Source organism: Spiroplasma sp. Moj, from assembly GCF_016082285.1.
In the GTDB taxonomy this organism is placed as follows: Bacteria; Bacillota_I; Bacilli_A; order Mycoplasmatales; family Mycoplasmataceae; genus Spiroplasma; species Spiroplasma phoeniceum.
The window spans coordinates 8,864-14,306 of record NZ_MQTY02000015.1 but is presented as its reverse complement, the minus strand read 5'-3'; the positions used below and the strand labels follow the sequence as shown (position 1 = coordinate 14,306).

General features: G+C 25.2%; 5 protein-coding genes. 4 read left to right on the top strand and 1 reads right to left on the bottom strand.

The window, feature by feature from the left end; translation table 4 throughout:
* Window positions 1-497: 497 nt before the first annotated feature.
* The 4 genes from BST80_RS01465 to BST80_RS01450 all read left to right on the top strand — a co-directional run bounded on the left by BST80_RS01465 (window position 498) and on the right by BST80_RS01450 (window position 4,432).
* A complete protein-coding gene (locus BST80_RS01465; protein ID WP_415745642.1) occupies window positions 498-1,046 on the top strand; it encodes a YqeG family HAD IIIA-type phosphatase in 549 nt (182 codons plus the stop codon).
* A 35-nt stretch (window positions 1,047-1,081) separates the two neighbouring features.
* Window positions 1,082-2,158 (top strand): ribosome biogenesis GTPase YqeH, encoded by a 1,077-nt coding sequence (yqeH, locus tag BST80_RS01460; protein WP_415745641.1) that lies wholly within the window; start codon window positions 1,082-1,084, stop codon window positions 2,156-2,158.
* Between the two features lie 43 nt (window positions 2,159-2,201).
* Window positions 2,202-3,056: a Cof-type HAD-IIB family hydrolase gene (locus BST80_RS01455; RefSeq protein WP_415745640.1), complete on the top strand. Its 855-nt coding sequence runs from the start codon at window positions 2,202-2,204 to the stop codon at window positions 3,054-3,056.
* Window positions 3,057-3,184: 128 nt separating this feature from the next.
* The gene (locus BST80_RS01450) at window positions 3,185-4,432 is read left to right on the top strand and encodes a phosphatase PAP2 family protein (RefSeq protein WP_415745639.1); all 1,248 of its coding nucleotides are present in this window, start codon (window positions 3,185-3,187) and stop codon (window positions 4,430-4,432) included.
* Window positions 4,433-4,470: 38 nt separating this feature from the next.
* On the opposite strand, the gene BST80_RS01445 is transcribed toward BST80_RS01450, so the two are convergent.
* Window positions 4,471-4,845: a hypothetical protein gene (locus BST80_RS01445; protein ID WP_415745638.1), complete on the bottom strand. Its 375-nt coding sequence runs from the start codon at window positions 4,843-4,845 to the stop codon at window positions 4,471-4,473.
* Window positions 4,846-5,443 lie beyond the last annotated feature (598 nt).

Below are 5,443 nucleotides of genomic sequence, written 5' to 3'. Positions count from 1 at the left end.
CAAATGAATAAATGAAAATAAATTGATATAAAAATCAAAATATAATACAAAAATAAAATGAATAAATGGCTATATTTATTGTGTTTTCTTTAATTTAAAAATATACAAAATAAAAAATAAATAAATAAATGAAATTAGAAAAAAATAAATAAATAAAATAAATCAATTTCAAAAAATATGTATAAAATAAATAATATTAAATTATTAAAAATGTAAAAAAAAAAAATAAAAATAAAAAAAAAGCAAAAAGATAAATGGAAAAAAATATGTTAAAAAATAAATAAATAATATTAAATTGTAAAATAAAAGACATAATTAATTAAAATTATAATTTGCTATTAGTATCTTTTTAAAAATATTTACAATTATTTTAATAGGTTATGCAAGAAGTCTAATGAATTAAAGATGCTAAAAAGGTTATGATTTATAGAAAAGAATAACCTTTTTTATTGAAAATTGATATAATAAATAATAGTAAGAAACGAGGGTTTTAAATAATGGCAAAGAATATTTTTGGTAAAAAAAAGAATCGCAATTTATTACTAAATTATTTTAAACCATCCATTTATGTGAAAAATGTTAATAAAATTAATCTTGAATCATTAAAAAAACATGGGATTAAAGTCTTTATTTGTGATTTAGATAATACTTTAACCCCATTTTACCGTGGTATTCCGAATACTGATAATTTAAATTTAATTCAAAAGGTCAAGGAATTAGGGATGATTTTTGTGTTAGTATCAAATAATGCCCGAAAACGAGTTGAACGGTTTGCCCAAAAAGCAGGAATTGAACATTATTATTGAAATGCTAAAAAACCATTATTAAAATATTTTTGTGTGATTTCACGGCAATTTAATACTAATCCCCATGAAATGATTATGGTTGGTGATCAATTAATTACGGATGTTTTATTTGCTAATTGAGCCCATATGGAAAGCATTTTAGTTGTCCCAGTAACAGGTGTTAATGAATCAAACCGATTAATGCGTTTATTAGAAAATTTACTTTATAAACGGTTAGCTCAAAAAAAATATTTTACATAAAGGTTTCTTTGATGAAGGAGAATATGGATTAGACTATGATATCTTATAAGAAGTGTACTGGTTGTGGGGTTATTTTACAAACTACAACTCCAAACGACCTTGGCTATGTGGAAACATTAACGCAAGATTATTGTTATCGTTGTTTTCGGTTAACTCATTATAATGAACTAGTTCCTTATAATATAACAGCAATTGATTTTCTTGCAAAGTTACGGCAAGATTATCATTTGAATTGACATTATTTTTATGTTTTAGATGTTTATGATTTGGATGGAACACGGAATTTGGAATTAGAACAACTATTACAAAATAATAAAGTAACTTTAATTATTAATAAAATTGATTTAGTAAATAAATTAATTAATGCTAATAAAATTATTACTTATATTAGTGAACTTTTTCGAAATTCAGTGCTTTTTTCAAAAGTAGAAGATATTATTTTAGTGAGTGGTTTAAAGAATTATGGTTTAGATGAATTATGACGATATATTAAGCGCCAAGATAATGACCTTGTTTTTGTTGGTAGTTATAATACAGGAAAAAGTACATTATTAAATAGTTTAATTAAGTTAACTAACCAACAACAAAAAATTACTGTTTCGAATAACCTTGCAACAACATTAGATAAAATTGTTGTTAATTTGGGAACGAGACAGAAAGTTTATGATACTCCTGGTATCATTAATAAGCATAGTCTGGTTCCATATCTTGCCGAAAATAATAAAAATATGCTGACTAAACAACTATTAAAACCAATTACATTTCAATTGTCTGCAGAGCAAACAATTTTTTATGAAGGATTAGCTAGTTTTTCATATCTGACGGGTTTAAAAACAAGTTTTCATTTTTATAAAAATAACAATTTAAAATTACACCGTACCAAATTAAGTAATAAAGATTATTATTTTACCCAACATGTACCAACTGCTGTTGTTAGATTACAAGATTATCAAGAATGAACTGAACGAATGCTCGAAATTAAGGAACCAGGTAATTATTCGCTTTTTATTGCTGGATTAGGATGAATTAGTTTTAAAGGGCAAAGTGGTCAAAAAATAATGGTTGGAACCCATCAAAACATTAAAATTACACTACGAAAACAGTTTATTTAGTTTTATAATTAAAAGTAGATAAGTAGAAAGGAAATAAAAGATTATGAATCTTGTTAAAAAATATCCTTATGTAATTACTGATTTAGATGGCACAATTGCAGGGAAAAGTTATATAATTAATCCTGAAACATATGAAGCATTACAAACATATCAACTAGCTAGTGATTATCACTTGTTTTTAGCTTCAGGACGATTAGACTTAATGGCAAAAGAATATTTTGCAAAATTAAAAATTAAAGCACCAATTATTTCCTGTAATGGGGCGTTAATTCGTGACAGTTTAACAAATGAAATATTATATCAACAACCTTTACCACAAGCATTAGCTCTTGCGGTGTTAACAAAGGCCATTGCAGCAAATGTTGATCACATTGTTTATACTGCTAATATGGTTTATGTTCATCCTGAATCTGGTCGGATTGCTTTTATGCTAAAGTATAATGCCCAATTAGATAATGATGATTATCGCATTCCAATTGATACAGAAACGGATTATGTAGCGTTATTAAAAAATAATGAAATTGAAGTTTTAAAAATTTTATTCCCTTTTAATTCATCAACTGAATTAGAGCAAGTCCAAGCGATTTATCATCCCTTTAAAGCTGCAGCTGATGGTGTTTTCTCTCAAAAAGATTTATTTGATATTCAAGCATTAAATATTAATAAGGGTCATGCTTTTAAAAAATTATGTGCTTTAAAAGGGTATGATCCACAACAGTTTATTTTTTATGGGGATAATTATAATGACCTTGAACTTGCTAAAATTGTTGGTTATACTGTTGCGATGGGGAATAGTGTCTTAGAATTAAAAAAATTGCTAATACAACAACAATGACAGTTACCGATAATGGGGTTCGTGAACATCTTTTTACCGAAGTATTATCAAAAGAACAACTAGCAGAATTTCTTCCCCAAGTTAAAAATGTTTTTAAATAAAACATTTTTTTATTTTATAATGATTTCATGAAGATGTGAAATTTTACGAGAGACACCAAACAAAAGTTCTATGTTGACGGTTCTGCATTTATGAACAAAGATAGTAAGAACAAATTTGTTTTTAAAATATTAAAAATTATTGCCTTAACTGTTGTTATAACACTTTTTATTGTAGGAAGTATTTGAGACCGCCAAATTGCAAAAACAATTGGTGATTTAAATGATAATGGTGTTGTCAGTTGATTAAGTTTATTTTGAGATAAACTAGCTTATACAATGACCGTTCCATTTATGTTTGCAGGAGTAGGGATTTTATTAGAAAGTTTAAATATCAAATATAAATCAAAATTTAAATTCTTAGCAATTATAATTATTACTGTTTATCCTTTATTTATAATTTTATTTACCTTAATTATTAGTCGAATGATTTATCAGCAATCAACATTTTCTGCTTTTGGTGGTAAAGGAAGAGATTATTGATCTGGTCTTGATGGAACAAGCACAATCGTTGCAATGACAATTGAACTTAGTATTGAAGTTATCTTAATGGGCGGGATTGTTTGATTTTTAAGAGTTAAATTTTCAAAACGAGATGATTTATTAACTAATAATTATTGAATTGATGCCTTAAAAATATTTGTAGTGTTTGCACTTTTTGGTATTACTTTTGATCCACTTTTGAAAACTTTCTTTGGACGACCATATTGAGTCCATGTTGATTATCAATATGTTATTGACCATTTACCAGATAGTTGAACAAACAAACCAACTAATGTTATTAATGCCGAATATTTAGATTGGTGACAAATTCAAGGTTTTAAAGTTGAATACTGAGCTTTCTTATTAGGAAAAGCAGGGGAAGGAACACATCACTGAAGTGATAAGGCATTTCCATCTGGTCACATGAATTCATCATCAATGCCTGTTTATGGTTTTTTGTTATATTTCATGAATGAAAAACGTAAACAAAAGATTACTTGCTGAAAATGATTCATATTTGGGTTTTTTATTGCAAATATTGCAATGATGGCATTTATGCAAATTCTTTCAAGAACACATTACTTAACTGATTTAATGTTTAGTTTAATAGTTTTATTAATATTCTTTCAATGAGTTGCTTATGCAACTGACCATGTCATTTATAAAGTTTTATCATTAATTTGAAACAAACAAAACAAACGCTATTCAATGTTTGAATTAAATAATGGTCAGAAAACAATTTTATTGCTTAATATTGATGGTGTTTTATGAATTGTAGCAAAAGTAAGAACTGCAAAAATTAATAAATCTAAAAAATATAAATATTGACATCGTGACAATATTATTTACAAAAAATAAGAACTGGATGTCTGATATAGTCTAAAAATTAAAAAAATCTAGATTATATCTAGATTGTTAAGGCAACTTATAGTAAACAATGGATAATTTTTCAAATTATCTATCGTATGATTGTTTTTCAGTTTTTTCTTTTTTTTTTCATGTAATTCATTCATAACATCCATAAAGTTTCTAAAAACTTCTTGGTTAATTTCTGGAGATTGTGCGCGAACTTGGTTATGAATTTGGGCTTGTTTTTTTGTCATTGCTTGTCATTTTGCGATTTCTTTTCCGCCTTCTTTAAACAAATGATCTGTAAATTCAGCTGCATCTTTTTTGTTAAAACCAAGTTTCTTTAAAAATGAATTAACTCCTTTTTTGATTGATTTATAAGTTTTTTTCAAACTTTCTTTCATTTCTGATGTAAACCCCATATCAAAATTTTCTTTCTTATTATTTAATTAGTTTAATTAAAGTCATTTATTTTAAAAATAATATTAATATTTTTAAAATCATTTACAATATTCACTCTATCATAATTATTTTAAATTAGCAATATTTTTAAGTTAATAATAAAAAATATGCTTATTTTTACCAATTTAATGTAAGAAAAGAGAAAATTTAAATTTTCTCTTTTCTTACATACTATTTTTCTTAATTATTTATTATATTAGACTTTTTGCATAACCTAGTTATTTTAAAATTCCTATAAAATATATTTAAAATAGAAATTATAGGAATCTAAAATTATGAAATTTGATAAATTTAATTTTATTAATGATATTGACGAGAATATCGTACTTTTTTCATCTTGGTAAAAGTTTTGATATTAGTGAGNCTAGTTGTTATNNNANTNTTATTATTCTTCGATATTTATTTTAAGTTTTAAATTAACTTTCTGTCTTTCAAATAAAATACCCCCATCTGGTAAATGACATTATTGTAATAGTATTATGAATTTGTTAAAGCTAATATGTCTAGGCTTACCCAAGCTGTACTCTAGTTTTTGTTAATATATTGTATATCTCTAAA